Origin of the sequence: Pseudomonas sp. I8001 (assembly GCF_013385345.1) — a bacterium.
In the GTDB taxonomy this organism is placed as follows: Bacteria; Pseudomonadota; Gammaproteobacteria; order Pseudomonadales; family Pseudomonadaceae; genus Aquipseudomonas.
Genome location: NZ_JACAQC010000007.1, coordinates 445,358 through 462,036 on the forward strand (window position 1 = coordinate 445,358; position 16,679 = coordinate 462,036).

A 16,679-nucleotide genomic window follows, 5' to 3' on the forward strand; every position below is an offset into this window, starting at 1 on the left:
GGCCCGAACAGTCAATCAACGAAACCGGTCAACCTCATGCCGCAAGCCCGCCGCCAGGGTCTCCAGTTCCTTGGCGGTGATCGCAAGGTTGGACACCACTTCACGCTGCTCGCTGTTGGCCAGGGCGATGCTCTGCAAGTTGCTGCTCAGCAGGGTCGCCGTGCTGCTCTGCTCCTGGGTCGCCGTGGTAATGGCCGCAAACTGCTGGCCCGCCGAGCGGCTTTGCTCGTCGATCCGCGCCAGCGCAGAGGCGACGTCAGCGTTGCGAGCCAGGCCTTCCTGCATCAGCACGTTGCCTTGCTCCATGGTGCTGATGGCGTTGCCGGTTTCCTGCTGGATACTCTGGATCATCCCGGAAATCTCATCCGTAGCCTGACGAGTGCGCGATGCGAGGTTGCGCACTTCATCGGCCACCACCGCAAACCCGCGCCCCTGCTCACCGGCCCGCGCCGCTTCGATGGCGGCGTTGAGCGCCAGCAGGTTGGTCTGTTCGGCAATCGCGGTAATCACCCCGACGATCCCGCCGATTTCCTGGGAGCGCTGGCCCAGGGTGTTGATCACCGTGGCCGTGCTGTTCAGCGCGGTGGCGATGTGTTCCAGGGACGACGACGCTTCCTGCATCGAGGTGCGGCCGATCCTGGTTTGCTGGGCGTTGTCCTGGGCCAGGCGCTCGGTGTTGCCCATGTTGTCGGCAATATTCAGCGAGGTGGCGCTGAACTCCTCCACCGCGCCGGCCATGCTGGTGATCTCGCCGGACTGTTGCTCCATGCCTTCGTACGCACCGCCGGACAAACCCGACAACGCCTGGGCGCGGCTGTTCACGTCTTCAGCCGCCTTGCGGATATGCGACACCATGGTCGACAGCGCTTCGCCCATCTGGTTGAAACTGCGGGCTAGTTGGCCGATTTCATCATGGCTGGAAACGTTCAGCCGTGCGCTCAAATCACCGGCGCCCAGGGCTTCGGCCTGACGCACCAGGTCGCCCAATGGCTGCAACTTGCTGCGCAGCAACCAGACCGCCGCGCCCACCGCCAGCAGCATCGCGAGCAAGCTGCCGATCGCCAGGCGAATCCCCACCGACCAGGTCACCGCGCGAATTTCGGCTTTCGGCATGCTCGCCACCACCGACCACGGGCCGCCTTCAAACGGCACGGCAACGCTGTAGAAGTCTTCGTTCTTGTCGCTCCAGAAACGGCCTTTTCCAGGTTTGGCGGCCAGGTCGAGCATCACCGGAATCGACTGATCCAGCGCCTGCACGCCAGCGGGCGGTACCAGCCAGTGCTTCTGTTCGTCCAGCAGCGCCAGGGAACCGGTCTGGCCGATGCGGAAACGCTTGAGGTTGTCGAACTGGGCGTTCTGCGCATCGGTGTAGTCGAAGCCGACAAACAGCACCGCAATCACTTTGCCGCTGGCGTCCCGCACCGGGCTGTACTGGGTCATGTAGGAGCGATCGAACAATACCGCACGGCCAACGTAGCCCTGCCCGCCCAGCAAGCGTTGATAGGCCGGATGCTGGTGATCCAGCGCCGTACCGATGGCGCGGCTGCCATCCTGCTTGGTCAGGGAGGTGCTGACGCGGATAAAGTCCTCGCCGCTGCGTACGAACAAGGTCGCCACGCCGCCGGACATCTGCTTGAACTCATCGACTTCAGCGAAGTTGTTGTTGAGCACTTCCTCGCCCATGTACAGGCCCGGCGTCTGCACGCCCGCCACCGTCACCGGTTGCTCAGGGCGCGTACTCAAGCCGGCGCTGAAGCGCTTTTCAAACAGCCCGCTCAAACGCTGGGTACTTTCGCGCAAGGTGCTGTGGAAGGTATTGAGTTGGTCGGCCAGCAAGCGGGCCTCGCTGGCCAGGTGCTCCTCGCGGGTGTCGAGGTTGGCGGAATCCAGCGAACGCAACGCGAATACCGTGCTGCCGCTGATGACGACAGCCAGTATCACGGCGAGGGCAAGCCCCAGTTGAGAGGCAATCCGGGCGCGAGGTTGAGACATGAAGGCTCCTGGCCGAGGCCAGGATCATCCTGATCTCATAGCGCTGCTCGGCAAAATTCTAATAGGGGAAACGTTGCAGAACGGTAGTTCCAACAACCCTACTTCGGCGGGCAGGCTCAATACTTGAGCGAATCACAGGGGTATCGCGCAAACGATTGCTGGCCGGTGCGCAATCCACTCAGTCGAGGCGCTCGACCTGGGGCAATTCCATGGCCTGCACTTCGCCCTGGAGAAAGTCACCCAGCCGTCGCAAACGCTCGCCACCCGGCCGGGTCTTCGGCCACACCAGATAGTAATTTTCCCCACTGGCCACAGCGGTGGGCCATGGCAGACTCAGGCGGCCCTGGGCCACGTCTTCGGCCACCATCAGCAAGTCGCCCATGGACACGCCGTACCCTCGGGCGGCGGCGATCATGCCCAACTCCAAGGTGTCGAACACCTGCCCGCCCTTGAGCGAAACCTGGGATGACAGCCCCATGCGCTCCAGCCAGTTGCGCCAGTCACGCCGGTCCGGCGTCGGGTGGAGCAGCTCGGCAGAGGCCAGGCGTGCAACGTCCCAGGGTCCGTCGCTCAACAGGTTCGGCGCGCCCACCGGAATCAGCAACTCCGGAAACAGGTAGCTGGCTTCCCAGTCCGGCGGGAAATGCCCGTTGCTCAACAACACCGCGCAATCGAATGGTTCCTGGTTGAAATCCACCTCATCGACGCTCATCCAGGCGCTGGTCAGTTGCACTTCATTGCCCGGCTGCAGGTGCCGGAAGCGACTGAGGCGCGCCAGCAGCCAGCGCATGGTCAGGGTGGACGGCGCCTTCATGCGCAAGATGTCGTCCTCGGCATTCAAGGTATGGCAGGCGCGCTCCAGGGCCGCAAAGCCTTCACGCACGCCCGGCAGCAACAGGCGCGCCGCCTCGGTGAGTTGCAAGGTGCGGCCGCTGCGCTGGAACAGGCGGCAGGCGAAATGCTCTTCCAGGGTACGAATGTGCCGGCTCACCGCACTTTGGGTAATCGACAACTCTTCCGCCGCCCGGGTGAACGAGTTGTAGCGGGACGCAGCTTCAAACGCGCGCAAGGCGTAAAGAGGAGGAAGACGACGAGACATGGCGAAAACTCCGACGGCGCAATATCGAAACCCTACCAGAATCATTCAGGCATGAGTTTTAATCATGCAAACCATCGGATTTATCCCTTTGTGCAATGCGCTGTGAGCGCCGAGAATCAACCCTTCCACCCTTCCCTGACTTTTTGAGCGTGATGATCATGCAGCATCCGGCACGTACCGAACTCTGGGCCATTCTGCGGTTGTCAGGGCCGCTGATTGCCTCACAGTTGGCCCACATGCTGATGGTGCTGACCGACACCCTGATGATGGCCCGCCTGAGCCCCGAGGCCCTGGCCGGCGGAGGCCTGGGGGCGGCGAGCTATTCGTTCGTGTCGATTTTCTGCATCGGCGTGATCGCTGCCGTGGGCACGCTGGTCGCGATCCGCCAGGGCGCCGGCGACATCGAAGGCGCCACCCGCCTGACCCAGGCCGGGCTGTGGCTGGCCTGGTTGATGGCGCTGGTGGCTGGTTTGCTGCTGTGGAACCTCAAGCCAGTGCTGCTGATGTTCGGCCAGACCGAAACCAACGTCGCGTCCGCCGGCCAGTTCCTGACCATCCTGCCGTTCGCCCTGCCCGGCTACCTGACGTTCATGGCGCTACGCGGCTTCACCAGCGCTATCGGCAAGGCCACGCCGGTGATGGTGATCAGCCTGTGCGGCACGGTGATCAACTACCTGCTCAACCACGCGTTGATCGAAGGCATGTTCGGCCTGCCGAAACTCGGGCTGGTGGGCATTGGCCTGGTCACCGCCATCGTTGCCAACTGCATGGCCCTGGCGCTGATCTGGTACATCAAATACAACCGTGCCTACGACGCGTATCCGCTGCGCAAGGGCCTGCTGCGGCCCAACCTGCATTACCTGCGGGAACTGTGGCGCCTGGGCCTGCCGATTGGTGGCACCTATGCGGTGGAAGTCGGGCTGTTTGCGTTCGCCGCGCTGTGCATGGGCACCATGGGCAGTACGCAATTGGCTGCGCACCAGATCGCCCTGCAGATCGTGTCGGTGGCGTTCATGGTGCCGGCGGGCATGTCGTACGCGATCACCATGCGTATCGGCCAGCATTATGGTGCTGGGCAGTTGCTGGAAGCGCGGCTGGCCGGGCGAGTTGGCATAGGCTTTGGCGCGGTGGTGATGCTGGGCTTTGCAGCGGTGCTGTGGTTGTTCTCGCACCAACTGATCAGCCTGTTCCTCGACCAGCATGACCCAGCGTTTCGCGACGTGATCAACCTCGCCGTCAGCCTGCTGGCGGTGGCCGCATGGTTTGAGCTGTTCGACGGCGTGCAGACCATCGCCATGGGCTGCATTCGCGGGCTCAAGGATGCCAAGACCACCTTCCTGGTCGGGCTGGGCTGCTACTGGCTGATCGGCGCACCGGCCGCATGGTTGATGGCGTTCAATCTCGGCTGGGGGCCGACGGGCGTTTGGTGGGGCCTGGCCCTGGGCCTGGCGTGCGCGGCAGTCAGCCTGACCTGGGCGTTTGAACGGAAGATGAAGCGGATGATTCGCCAGGAGCCTGAAACCCACCAAGGATTTCAAGCCGCGCAGCCGGAGTAACGGCTGTACTCGGTCAAATGTGGGAGCGGGTTTACACGGTCAGATCACGCCGCCCACCAGTTCCTGGCTGTCACCAAACGTCAGGTAGTCCACCAGTTCCGCCAACGGCAACGGCTTGCTGATCAGGTAACCCTGGGCCTGATCGCAGCCGAACAACCGCAGCAACGCCAGTTGCTCGGCGGTTTCCACGCCCTCGGCGACCACTTCCAGGTTCAGGTTATGAGCCAGGTTGATCATGGCGTGCACCAGCTTGCGATTCTCTTCGCGCTCTTCCATGCCGCCGACAAAGCTCTTGTCGATCTTCAGCAAGGCAATCGGCAGGCTGTTGAGGTGCACGAACGACGAAAAGCCGGTGCCAAAGTCATCCAGGGAAAAGCGCACACCCAGGCGGCCCAGTGCATCCATGGTCTGCTTGACCAGGTCGCTGCGGCGCATCACGGCGGTTTCCGTCAGCTCAAATTCCAGCCACTGGGCTTCCACGCCGCGCTCGGCAATCAGCCGGCTGAGGGTGCTGAGCAGTTGGCTGTCCTGAAACTGGCGGAACGACAGGTTGACCGCCATGTGCAACGGCGCAATCCCGCGTTCGCGCAGGTCCTGCATGTCGCGCAGGGCCCGGGAAATCACCCAGTAGCCCAGCGGCACGATCAAGCCGCTCTGCTCGGCCAGCGGCACGAACTCGCTCGGCGGCAACAGGCCGCGCTCACCGTGGCGCCAGCGCACCAGTGCTTCCAGGCCGACAATATGCCCATCGTCGAGGTCCAGGCGGGGCTGGTAATGCAGCTCCAGTTCGTCACGGCGCAACGCCCGGCGCAGTTCGCTCTCAAGGTCGGCGAGGCTGCGGGCATTGCGGTTGATGCGTTCGTTGAAGATATGAAAGGTGCAGCCCTGGGTGCTTTTGGCTTGCTGCATGGCGATGTGGGCGTGCCACATCAACGGGTCGGCGCCAGCCTTGGCGCGGGCATGGGCCACGCCGAGGCTGCAACCGATCAGCAGGCTTTCGCCATCGACCCAATAGGGTTCGGCCATGGCTTCGACGATGCGCTCGGCCATCCATTCGGCGCGCTGGGGCGCACGGCGGGTATCGATCAGCAGGGCAAATTCGTCGCTGCCCAGGCGCGCCAGTTGATCGCCGGCCTCCAGCTGGCTCTTGAGCCGCGAGACCACTTGCAGGATCAGCCGGTCGCCGGCCTGGTGGCCGAGGGCGTCGTTGGCGTGACGGAAGTTGTCCAGGTCGAGGTGGCCGAGGGCAACGCCACGGCCTTCGTTTTCCGCCAGGCGGGCGGTCAGCAGGGTCTGGAAGCCCTGGCGGTTGGCGATACCGGTCAGCGGGTCCTGTTCGGCCAGGCGTTGCAGGGTGTTTTCCAGTACACCGCGCTCGCGCACATGCCGCAGGCAACGGCGCAATGTATCGACATCCAATGCATTCAGGATCAGCCAGTCACTGACGCCGAGGGGCGAAACCAGGGGTTCCTCTTCCAACAGCAATACCGTTGGCAAGCTGCAGCGACCGGGGCCGGGCTGAAGGTTGGCCGTGGTCAACAGCACCGCGCTGTGATCGTCGTCGAACAGGTTGCTCACAGACTCCCAGTTTGGCGCGCTGATCAGCACAGCTCCGTCGCCCATCGGCGCCAGGCACTCGCGCAATAACGCTGCCCACGCTGGCTCATCGGCCAGTAGCAGCAAACGCAAGGGTTCGACAGGCGTAGACAAGCTAGCTCCCTAGACTCTGCAAAATTTCGTTGGCGGCGGGCATTATGACGCGCGCCCCGATAATGACCAATGATATGGGTTATCAAATGCGCACTGTGCAGCTCTAGACCGAACAATAGTCCTAAATACCCTGCACATCCTGCGGCAAAGTAACAAAACCGGCAAATTTAGATCGAGTGGTACGTCACACTGTCGTTCAGAGGCAGCAGAATCTTGCCAGCCTGTTAAAATGCCCGCCCTTTTGATCAATGACCTCCTGAATTTCGTATGTCCCGACTCAATCCCCGGCAGCAAGAAGCCGTGAACTACGTCGGCGGCCCTCTATTGGTGCTCGCCGGTGCCGGTTCCGGCAAGACCAGCGTGATCACCCGCAAGATCGCGCACCTGATCCAGAGCTGTGGCATCCGTGCCCAGTACATCGTCGCCATGACCTTTACCAACAAGGCGGCGCGGGAAATGAAAGAGCGCGTCGGCACCCTGCTCAAGGGTGGCGAAGGCCGTGGCCTCACCGTGTGTACCTTCCACAACCTGGGGCTGAACATCATCCGCAAGGAACACGTGCGGTTGGGCTACAAGCCGGGCTTCTCGATCTTTGACGAGACAGACGTCAAGGCGCTGATGACCGACATCATGCAGAAGGAATACGCGGGCGACGACGGCGTCGACGAGATCAAGAACATGATCGGCTCGTGGAAAAACGACCTGATCCTGCCCGCCGAAGCCCTGGAAGCTGCGCGCAACCCCAAGGAGCAGACTGCCGCCATTGTCTACACCCACTACCAGCGCACGCTCAAGGCGTTCAACGCGGTGGACTTCGACGACCTGATCCTGCTGCCGGTGAAGCTGTTCCAGGAACACGCCGACATCCTCGAAAAGTGGCAGAACAAAGTCCGCTACCTGCTGGTGGACGAATACCAGGACACCAACGCCAGCCAATACCTGCTGGTGAAGCTGCTGATCGGCAAGCGCAACCAGTTCACCGTGGTGGGCGATGACGACCAGTCGATCTACGCCTGGCGCGGCGCCCGCCCGGAAAACCTGATGCTGCTCAAGGACGACTACCCGTCCCTGAAAGTGGTGATGCTGGAGCAGAACTACCGCTCCACCAGCCGCATCCTGCGTTGCGCCAACGTGCTGATCTCCAACAACCCCCACGAGTTTGAAAAGCAACTGTGGAGCGAGATGGGCCACGGCGACGAGATCCGCGTGATCCGCTGCCGCAACGAAGACGCCGAAGCCGAGCGCGTGGCCGTCGAACTGCTCACGCTGCACCTGCGTACCGACCGGCCCTACAGCGATTTCGCGATCCTGTACCGCGGCAACTACCAGGCCAAGCTGATCGAGCTGAAGCTGCAGCACCACCAGATTCCGTATCGCCTGTCGGGCGGCAACAGCTTTTTCGGACGCCAGGAAGTGAAAGACCTGATGGCCTACTTCCGGCTGATCGTGAACCCGGACGACGACAACGCCTTCCTGCGGGTGATCAACGTCCCACGCCGGGAAATCGGTTCGACTACCCTGGAAAAGCTCGGCAACTACGCCACCGAACGCAAGATCTCGATGTACGCCGCCACCGACGAAATCGGCCTGGGCGAGCACCTCGACACTCGTTTCACCGACCGCCTGGCGCGCTTCAAGCGCTTCATGGACAAGGTGCGCGAGCAGTGCGCCGGCGAAGACCCGATCAGCGCCCTGCGCAGCATGGTCATGGACATCGACTACGAGAACTGGCTGCGCACCAACAGCTCCAGCGACAAGGCTGCCGATTACCGCATGGGCAACGTGTGGTTCCTGATCGAGGCGTTGAAAAATACCCTGGAGAAGGACGAAGAAGGCGAGATGACCGTCGAGGACGCCATCGGCAAGCTGGTGCTGCGGGACATGCTTGAACGCCAGCAGGAAGAGGAAGACGGCGCCGAAGGCGTGCAGATGATGACCTTGCATGCGTCCAAGGGCCTGGAATTCCCCTACGTGTTCATCATGGGCATGGAAGAGGAAATCCTCCCGCACCGCTCCAGCATCGAAGCCGACACCATCGAAGAAGAACGGCGCCTGGCCTACGTGGGCATTACCCGCGCGCGTCAGACCCTGGCCTTCACCTTTGCCGCCAAGCGCAAGCAGTACGGCGAGATCATCGATTGTGCCCCCAGCCGGTTCCTCGACGAACTGCCGCCGGACGACCTGGCCTGGGAAGGCAACGACGACACACCGACCGAAGTCAAAGCCGTTCGCGGCAACACCGCCCTGGCGGATATACGCGCGATGTTAAAGCGCTAGAATCGACTACTTTTTAATCTACTTTCGGCGCGTGTTGCGCCAACAGAGGAAGCTTTCGTGGAAGCACTGCACAAGAAAATTCGCGAAGAAGGCATCGTGCTTTCCGATCAGGTACTCAAGGTCGACGCCTTTCTGAACCACCAGATCGACCCGGCGCTGATGAAACTGATCGGTGACGAGTTTGCTGCGTTGTTCAAGGATTCGGGCATTACCAAGATCGTCACCATCGAAGCCTCGGGCATTGCACCGGCGATCATGACCGGCCTGAACCTCGGCGTGCCGGTGATTTTCGCCCGCAAGCAACAGTCCCTGACCCTGACCGAAAACCTGCTGTCGGCGACGGTGTATTCCTTCACCAAGAAAACCGAAAGCACCGTGGCGATTTCCCCGCGCCACCTGACCAGCAGCGACCGCGTGCTGATCATTGACGACTTCCTGGCCAACGGTAAGGCGTCCCAGGCGCTGATCTCGATCATCAAACAGGCCGGCGCGACCGTTGCAGGTTTGGGGATCGTGATCGAGAAGTCGTTCCAGGGTGGCCGTGCGGAGCTGGATGCCCAGGGTTACCGGGTTGAGTCGCTGGCGCGGGTGCAGTCGTTGGCGGGTGGGGTTGTGACCTTTATCGAGTAATCGGTGCGGGCACGGTTAAACATGTGGGAGCGGGCTTGCTCGCGAAAGCGGTGTGTCAGTCACCGGATAGGTCGACTGATCCACCGCTTTCGCGAGCAAGCCCGCTCCCACATTTGATCTCCTGTGTTTGTTAGTGCGCGGTAGCTTGTAGGCCCGCTAGCAACAGGCGCTGATACAAGTCCTCCTTCAACCCCTCCGGCTTATCCAGTCGCATCCGTACCAAATGCTCGGGAAACGCTTCCGGCTCCGGTGCATCCAGCGCTGCCTTGCCCAGCTCCAGAATCTCCGTCAGCTTGAATTTGCTCTTGAGCCAGTTCAACGCCCGCAACAAATCCCGCTCTTCATCCGTGAAGTCACTGCCCAGCGGATACTCCGGGAACAGCCGTGGATGCCGCGCCTGAATCCCCTGCAGACGCTCCGGCGTGTTGTCGGCAAACCGCGGATCCAGCTGGAAATCCTTCGGCAACTTCCCGGCCTTTTGCGCCTGCTCGATCAAATCTTCCTGGAACCGTGAGTCGGTGATATTCAGCAGCGCCTCGATCACCCTGGCATCAGTCTGCCCGCGTAAATCCGCGATGCCGTATTCGGTGATGACGATGTCTCGCAGGTGCCGGGGAATCGTGCAGTGCCCGTATTCCCAGACGATATTGGAACTGACCTCGCCGCCCGATTCGCGCCAGCTGCGCAGGATCAGGATCGAGCGCGCGCCTTCCAGCGCATGGCCCTGGGCGACAAAGTTGTATTGCCCGCCAACACCGCTGAGCACGCGGCCGTCTTCCAACTGGTCGGCCACGCCCGCGCCCAACAGGGTCACGGTAAACGCGCTGTTGATGAAGCGCGCATCCAGGCGCTGCAAACGCTTGAGTTCTTCCTGGCCGTACAGCTCGTTGATGTAGCTGATGCGGGTCATGTTGAATTCCAGGCGCTTGCTCTGCGGCAAGTCCCGCAAACGCTCGTAAAAGCTACGAGGCCCGAGGAAGAAGCCGCCATGCACCGAGATGCCGTCGGTCTGTGCCGCTTCGTCCAGGGTGCCGGCGTTGGCCCGCTCCTGGGTCGCGACGTCCGGGTATACCTTGCGCCGCACAATCCCGGCATCGGCCAGCACCAGCAGGCCGTTGACGAACATTTCGCTGCAACCGTACAGCCCACGGGCGAAAGGCGCGACGCCGCCTTCGTGGCTGATCAGCGGTGCCCATTGGTACACATCCAGGTCGGTGAGCAACAGGCGATACGCCTCGTTATCGGCCTGGCGCGCCAGCAAGGCCGCAGTCAGTGCATCGCCCATGGAGCCGATGCCGATCTGCAAGGTGCCGCCGTCGCGCACCAGGGTGCTGGCGTGCAAACCGATAAAGTGATCCTGGAAACCCACCGGCATGTTCGGGGTGGAGAACAGCGTGGTGCTGTCCTTCTCGTCGATCAGGAAGTCGAACTCATCCATGCCCAGCTCGGCGTCACCGGGCATGTAGGGCAAATCACTGTGAACCTGGCCTACCACCAGGATGGTTTCACCGGCCTCGCGGCGCTTGGCGATCATCGGCAACAGGTCGAGGGTGATGTCGGGGTTGCAGCTCAGGCTCAGGCGATCCGGATGTTCGGCGCTGCTGGCCACCAATTGCGCGACGAGGTTCAGGCCGGCGGCATTGATATCACGGGCAGCGTGGCTGTAGTTGCTGCTGACGTAATCCTGCTGCGCCGAAAGGCTGTGAAGCAAACTGCCGGGCTGCATGAAGAACTGCTGCACGTGAATGTTCGACGGCAGGCTGTCCTTGCGCAGTGCGGCGAGGAAGTCCAGCTCGGGATAGTCACCGAAGACCCGTTCGATAAAGGGCTCGAGAAAGCGCTTCTGCAAACCATCGCCCAAGGTAGGGCGACCCAGGGCCAGGGCTGTGTAGATGGTCAGCGCCCGGTCCGGCAACTTGGCGATACGCCGGTACAGCGCGTTGACGAACAGGTTGGGTTTGCCCAGGCCCAGGGGCATGCCCATGTGAATATGCGCCGGCAGCCGTGCCAGTACGTCGTCGACTGCTTGCTCGATTGAACACAACTGCACCATCCGACTTCTCCCGAACATTCCATGAATTGGGGTTGGACCGAGCTTGCCGGGTCTTTGCTGCAAAGAACAGCCTCAAAAGGCAAATCGCGGGCACAAAAAAGCCGCTGGTCAGCGGCTCTTTTGGCGAAGATCGGTTTATTTCAGACCCGACATCTTCTCGATCGCGCCTTTAAGCTCGGCATCCGAGCAATCGGCGCAGGTGCCTTTTGGCGGCATGGCGTTCAGACCGGTAATGGCCTTGGCCAGCAGGCCATCGAGGCCACCCTGATGGTCCGCGCGGTCTTTCCAGGCGGCAGTGTCGCCAATTTTCGGTGCGCCCAACAGGCCGGTACCGTGGCAAGCGTTGCAGTGCTTGGCGATTACGTCATCCGGCGATTTCGCGCCACCGCCGCCGCCCGCAGCCACTGCCACTTCCATCCCCTTGCACTCTTGCCCCTGGACGCACACCTGGCCGACAGGCTCCAGGCGTTTGGCAATTTCATCATTGGTCGCAGCTTGAGCGCTGACAGCCCATAGGGCCAGTACGGTTGCTGGTGCAGCCAGCATTTTCATAATTAGGTTCACGCGTTCACCCTCAATGGTGGCTATTCACGCCTGCGGCCACGGTTTCGCAGGCGGCGAAAGTATAACGGTTAGCCCGCCCCGCCGAAACAACCCTATTAACCAAGGGGAGATTCAGCAGGACAGAATGCTGCTACGGGCGTCTCTGCGACATAGGCAGGACGCCTCTTTTCTTAAAAGTTCGCGGGTGTGGCTGCGCTGATTAGTCGCGCCGGCACTTCGAACGGATTGCGAAAACGGTGCGGCTTGGTGCTTTCAAAGTAGTAGCTATCGCCGGCTTCGAGCACAAAAGTTTCAAGGCCGACCACCAGTTCCAGGCGACCTTCCACCAGGATCCCGGTTTCCTCGCCCTCGTGGGTGAGCATCTCTTCGCCGGTATCAGCACCTGGCGGGTAGATCTCGTTGAGGAACGCAATCGCCCGGCTCGGATGCGCGCGGCCCACCAGTTTCATGGTGACGGCGCCGTCGGAGATATCGATCAGCTCATTGGCTTTATAGACGATCTGGGTCGGTTTTTCCTGGAGGATCTCCTCGGAAAAGAACTCCACCATCGACATGGGAATGCCGCCCAGCACCTTGCGCAAGGAGCTGATGGAGGGGCTGACACTGTTTTTTTCGATCATCGAAATGGTGCTGTTGGTGACGCCCGCGCGCTTGGCTAGCTCACGCTGGGAAAGACCTTTCAGTTTACGGATGGATTGCAGTCGTTCGCCGACGTCCAATGCAGGAGCCTCCTAGGATTCAGGCGTTGTTGTAATTGAGCGTTATCATGGCGACAGCGTTCAGTATTTACAACACTTTGGCCTAAATCCCGGGATCTGCCATTCGTGGGTGCCGCTCAAGCGCCGGAATAGAGCCGTGGCACTCGGCGCAGGTTGCAGAAGATCTGGTACGGAATGGTGTCGGCGGCGGTGGCAACGTCACTGGCGAGGATGTTTTTGCCCCACAATTCGACGGTGGAACCGAGCCCGGCCTGGGGCACGTCGGTCAGGTCGACACACAGCATGTCCATCGACACACGGCCCAGCAACTGGCTGCGCTGGCCGGCCACCATCACCGGGGTGCCGGTGGGTGCGTGGCGCGGGTAGCCGTCGGCGTAGCCCATGGCAACTACCCCGATGCGCATCGGTTTCGGGGTAATGAACCTGGCCCCGTAGCCCACAGGTTCGCCGGCCGGCAGTTCACGTACGCAGATGACTTTCGATTCGAGGGTCATCACCGGCTGCAAGCGTGCGGCGATGGCCTGGTCTTCGCCAAACGGCGTGGCGCCGTAGAGCATGATGCCCGGGCGTACCCAGTCACTGGAAACGTTCGGCCAGCCCAGCACCGATGGCGAATTGCGCAGGCTGACCTGGGCCGACAAGCCCTGGCGCGCCGCTTCAAACACCGCTACTTGCTCTTCGCTGCTGGTGCTGTCCAGCTCATCGGCGCGGGCGAAGTGGCTCATCAGCACGATCTTCGCGACTTTGCCGCTGGCCAGCAGGCGCTGGTAAGCGTCGTGATAATCCTTGGGGTGCAAGCCAACGCGGTGCATGCCCGAATCAAGCTTGAGCCAGACGGTCAGCGGCTTGCTGAGTTGCGCCTGTTCAATCGCGTCCAGCTGCCACAGCGAATGCACCACGCACCAGAAATCATGCTCGATGATCAGCGGCAGCTCGTCGGCTTCGAAAAAACCCTCGAGCAACAGCACCGGCCCGCGAATCCCGGCGGCCCGCAGCTCCAGCGCTTCCTCGATGCAGGCCACGGCAAACCCGTCCGCCTCGGCTTCCAGCGCCTGGGCAACACGCACGGCACCGTGGCCGTAGGCATCCGCCTTGATCACGGCGAGGGCCTTGGCCCCACCCGTGACTTCACGGGCCAGTTGGTAGTTATGGCGCAGGGCTTGGAGGTCGATCAGGGCACGGGCAGGACGCATGGCGGCAGGCTTCTAGGCGGCGGTGGGAAGAAAAAACCGGTACCCGCTGACAACGCAGGCACCGGGAGAGGATTTTTTGCTTACGGCAGAGCGGCCACAACCGACAGCTCCACCAGGATTTCCGGTTCGCAGAGTTTCGCTTCAACCGTGGCACGGGCCGGCGCGACGCCTTTTGGCAGCCACTTGTCCCATACCGCGTTCATTCCGGCGAAATCGGCGTCGATGTCTTTCAGGTAGATGGTCACCGACAGCAGCTTGGTCTTGTCGGTACCGGCCAGGTCCAGCAAACGCTCGATATTGACGAGGGTTTCGCGGGTCTGCTGTTCAATCCCGGCACTCATGTCGTCGCCGACCTGCCCTGCCAGATACACGGTACCGCTGTGAACAACGATCTGGCTCATGCGCTCATTGGTGAGCTGGCGCTGGATTGACATGTTTTGCGGACTCCTGGTGGTTGCCATAACGGGAAATATCGAGGCCTTCGGCACTGATTTGCGGAGTTTTCTTCGCCATCAAATCGGCCAGCAAACGACCAGAGCCACAGGCCATGGTCCAACCGAGGGTGCCGTGGCCGGTGTTCAGGAACAGGTTTTTGAACGGGGTTGCACCCACGATCGGCGTGCCGTCCGGGGTGGTCGGGCGCAGGCCGGTCCAGAAACTGGCCTGGCTCAAATCACCGCCCTGAGGATAAAGGTCGTTGACGATCATCTCCAGGGTTTCCCGCCGACGCGGGTTCAGCGACAGGTCAAAACCGGCTATCTCAGCCATGCCACCGACGCGAATACGGTTGTCGAAACGGGTGATCGCGACTTTGTAGGTCTCATCGAGAATGGTCGAGGTCGGGGCCATCGCCGGGTTGGTGATCGGCACGGTCATCGAGTAACCCTTGAGCGGGTACACCGGCGCCTTGATTCCCAGCGGCTTGAGCAATTTCGGCGAGTAGCTGCCGAGGGCCAGCACGTAGCGGTCGGCAGTTTCCAGCTTGCCGTCGATCCACACGCCGTTGATCCGGTCACCGGCGTAGTCCAGGCGCTGGATATCTTGCTCGAAGCGGAATTCGACACCCAGTTGCTTGCACATGTCGGCAAGGCGGGTGGTAAACATCTGACAGTCGCCGGTCTGGTCGTTCGGCAGGCGCAGGGCACCGGCGAGGATATCGGTGACGCTGGCCAGGGCTGGTTCAACCCGGGCAATGCCGGCGCGGTCCAGCAGCTCGTAAGGCACACCGGACTCTTTCAACACGGCGATGTCCTTGGCAGCACCGTCCAGCTGAGCCTGGGTACGGAACAGTTGGGTAGTCCCCAAGGTGCGCCCTTCGTAGGCGATGCCGGTCTCGGCACGCAGCTCGTCGATACAATCGCGGCTGTATTCGGACAGGCGCACCATGCGCTCCTTGTTCACCGCATAACGGCTGGCGGTGCAGTTGCGCAGCATCTGCGCCATCCACAGGTACTGGTCGATATCGGCGGTGGCCTTGATCGCCAGGGGCGCATGGCGCTCCAGCAGCCATTTGATGGCCTTGAGCGGCACACCCGGCGCAGCCCATGGCGAGGCGTAGCCTGGCGAGATCTGCCCGGCGTTGGCGAAACTGGTCTCCATGGCCACAGCCGGCTGACGGTCGACCACGACCACTTCAAAACCAGCTCGTGCCAAATAGTAGGCACTGGCCACGCCAATGACACCGCTACCCAAGACCAGAACGCGCATTTTTATTCCCTCATCACGGCTTGACCGCTGACGTTTGTTGTTCAGCACAAAGATGTGGGCAGTATAAAAAGCAATCACCAGTGCATTTCACTATATAACTGCCTATATTTGGCGACAATTCTCGGCAAAAACCCTTTTCACGGAGGAGCATCCCCTATGCGGACCAACACTCAGACCAAGCGGGAGCTGGACAAGATCGACCGCAACATCCTGCGCATCCTGCAGGCCGACGGGCGAATTTCGTTTACTGAACTGGGGGAAAAGGTCGGGCTGTCGACCACGCCGTGCACCGAGCGGGTCCGGCGCCTGGAGCGCGAAGGGATCATCATGGGCTACAACGCCCGGCTCAACCCGCAGCATCTGAAGGGCAGCCTGCTGGTGTTTGTCGAGATCAGCCTCGACTACAAGTCCGGCGACACCTTTGAAGAATTCCGACGCGCCGTGCTGAAACTGCCCCACGTGCTGGAGTGCCACCTGGTGTCGGGGGATTTTGACTATCTGGTGAAGGCGCGCATTTCGGAGATGGCGTCGTACCGCAAGTTGCTCGGCGATATCCTGCTCAAGCTGCCCCACGTACGGGAGTCCAAGAGCTATATCGTGATGGAAGAGGTGAAAGAGAGCCTGAACCTGCCGATCCCGGATTAAGACAGCACCACAGGCCAATGTGGGAGCGGGCTTGCTCGCGAATGCGGAGTGTCAGTCACCTGATGTATTGACTGATCCACCGCATTCGCGAGCAAGCCCGTTCCCACACTAGTTGATCGGGGACATCCGTTAGACCAATACCTGACGCGTCGACGCCATGTACGCATGAATCTGCTTTTCCACCCGTGGGTGGATCAACTCCACCGGGCGGCGGTCGTTGGGGCATGGCAAGGTCGGCGTGGTGCCGAACAAGCGGCAAATCAGCGGGCGCTCGTCGTACACGGTGCAGCCATTGGGGCCAAGGTGCACGCAGTTGAGTTCGTCCATCGCCGCTTCCTGCTCGGCAGCGGTCTTGCGCGGCAGGCGCGACATTTCCTCGGGGGACGTGGTCACCGGCCCACAGCAGTCGTGGCAACCCGGGACACACTCGAACGAGGGAATCTGCCGGCGCAGCGCGTTGACTTTCTGACTGTTGCAACTCATCGACACAGGGACCGAACGGCGAATAGGCGTGGATTCTGCCCTAAAAGCCCC

Annotated in this window: 14 protein-coding genes; 4 read left to right on the top strand and 10 right to left on the bottom strand. The window is 61.6% G+C overall.

Going from position 1 to position 16,679, the window contains the following annotated elements:
• Positions 1-15: 15 nt before the first annotated feature.
• A complete protein-coding gene (locus HX839_RS06635; protein WP_177066877.1) occupies positions 16-1,992 on the bottom strand; it encodes a methyl-accepting chemotaxis protein in 1,977 nt (658 codons plus the stop codon).
• Between the two features lie 178 nt (positions 1,993-2,170).
• Positions 2,171-3,091: a LysR substrate-binding domain-containing protein gene (locus HX839_RS06640; protein ID WP_003208769.1), complete on the bottom strand. Its 921-nt coding sequence runs from the start codon at positions 3,089-3,091 to the stop codon at positions 2,171-2,173.
• A gap of 152 nt (positions 3,092-3,243) precedes the next feature.
• On the opposite strand from HX839_RS06640, the gene HX839_RS06645 reads away from it, so the two are divergent.
• A complete protein-coding gene (locus HX839_RS06645) occupies positions 3,244-4,647 on the top strand; it encodes a NorM family multidrug efflux MATE transporter (RefSeq protein ID WP_003208767.1) in 1,404 nt (467 codons plus the stop codon).
• A gap of 39 nt (positions 4,648-4,686) precedes the next feature.
• Here the strand turns inward: HX839_RS06645 and HX839_RS06650 are convergent, their stop codons facing one another.
• Entirely contained in the window at positions 4,687-6,357 is a 1,671-nt protein-coding gene (locus tag HX839_RS06650) for a bifunctional diguanylate cyclase/phosphodiesterase (protein WP_008439412.1), read from the bottom strand.
• 267 nt (positions 6,358-6,624) lie between these two features.
• Here HX839_RS06650 and rep point away from each other — a divergent pair, with 267 nt between their 5' ends.
• Together rep and HX839_RS06660 are read left to right on the top strand one after the other, a co-directional pair.
• Positions 6,625-8,634 carry a DNA helicase Rep gene (rep, locus tag HX839_RS06655; protein WP_008439414.1) on the top strand — a complete coding sequence of 670 codons (2,010 nt, stop codon included), beginning with the start codon at positions 6,625-6,627 and terminating at the stop codon, positions 8,632-8,634.
• 57 nt (positions 8,635-8,691) lie between these two features.
• Positions 8,692-9,264, top strand: a complete 573-nt coding sequence (locus HX839_RS06660; protein ID WP_008439415.1) for a xanthine phosphoribosyltransferase — start codon at positions 8,692-8,694, stop codon at positions 9,262-9,264.
• A gap of 130 nt (positions 9,265-9,394) precedes the next feature.
• Here the strand turns inward: HX839_RS06660 and HX839_RS06665 are convergent, their stop codons facing one another.
• The 6 genes from HX839_RS06665 to dadA all read right to left on the bottom strand — a co-directional run bounded on the left by HX839_RS06665 (position 9,395) and on the right by dadA (position 15,500).
• Positions 9,395-11,317, bottom strand: a complete 1,923-nt coding sequence (locus HX839_RS06665; protein ID WP_003208758.1) for an acetyl-CoA hydrolase/transferase C-terminal domain-containing protein — start codon at positions 11,315-11,317, stop codon at positions 9,395-9,397.
• 135 nt (positions 11,318-11,452) lie between these two features.
• Positions 11,453-11,869, bottom strand: a complete 417-nt coding sequence (locus tag HX839_RS06670) for a cytochrome c5 family protein (protein WP_003208757.1) — start codon at positions 11,867-11,869, stop codon at positions 11,453-11,455.
• A gap of 182 nt (positions 11,870-12,051) precedes the next feature.
• A complete protein-coding gene (locus HX839_RS06675) occupies positions 12,052-12,600 on the bottom strand; it encodes a cupin domain-containing protein (RefSeq protein ID WP_003208755.1) in 549 nt (182 codons plus the stop codon).
• Positions 12,601-12,716: 116 nt separating this feature from the next.
• A complete protein-coding gene (gene alr / locus HX839_RS06680; RefSeq protein ID WP_177066878.1) occupies positions 12,717-13,793 on the bottom strand; it encodes an alanine racemase in 1,077 nt (358 codons plus the stop codon).
• Between the two features lie 80 nt (positions 13,794-13,873).
• Entirely contained in the window at positions 13,874-14,227 is a 354-nt protein-coding gene (locus tag HX839_RS06685; RefSeq protein ID WP_003208752.1) for a RidA family protein, read from the bottom strand.
• On the bottom strand, positions 14,199-15,500 hold the full coding sequence (dadA, locus tag HX839_RS06690) for a D-amino acid dehydrogenase (protein WP_003208750.1): 1,302 nt from the start codon (positions 15,498-15,500) through the stop codon (positions 14,199-14,201). Before dadA ends, HX839_RS06685 begins: the two co-directional genes overlap by 29 nt.
• 156 nt (positions 15,501-15,656) lie before the next feature.
• Here dadA and HX839_RS06695 point away from each other — a divergent pair, with 156 nt between their 5' ends.
• On the top strand, positions 15,657-16,145 hold the full coding sequence (locus HX839_RS06695; RefSeq protein WP_003206849.1) for an Lrp/AsnC ligand binding domain-containing protein: 489 nt from the start codon (positions 15,657-15,659) through the stop codon (positions 16,143-16,145).
• 129 nt (positions 16,146-16,274) lie between these two features.
• Here HX839_RS06695 and HX839_RS06700 read toward each other — a convergent pair whose 3' ends face one another.
• On the bottom strand, positions 16,275-16,628 hold the full coding sequence (locus HX839_RS06700; RefSeq protein WP_003208747.1) for a YkgJ family cysteine cluster protein: 354 nt from the start codon (positions 16,626-16,628) through the stop codon (positions 16,275-16,277).
• Between the last annotated feature and the right edge of the window lie 51 nt (positions 16,629-16,679).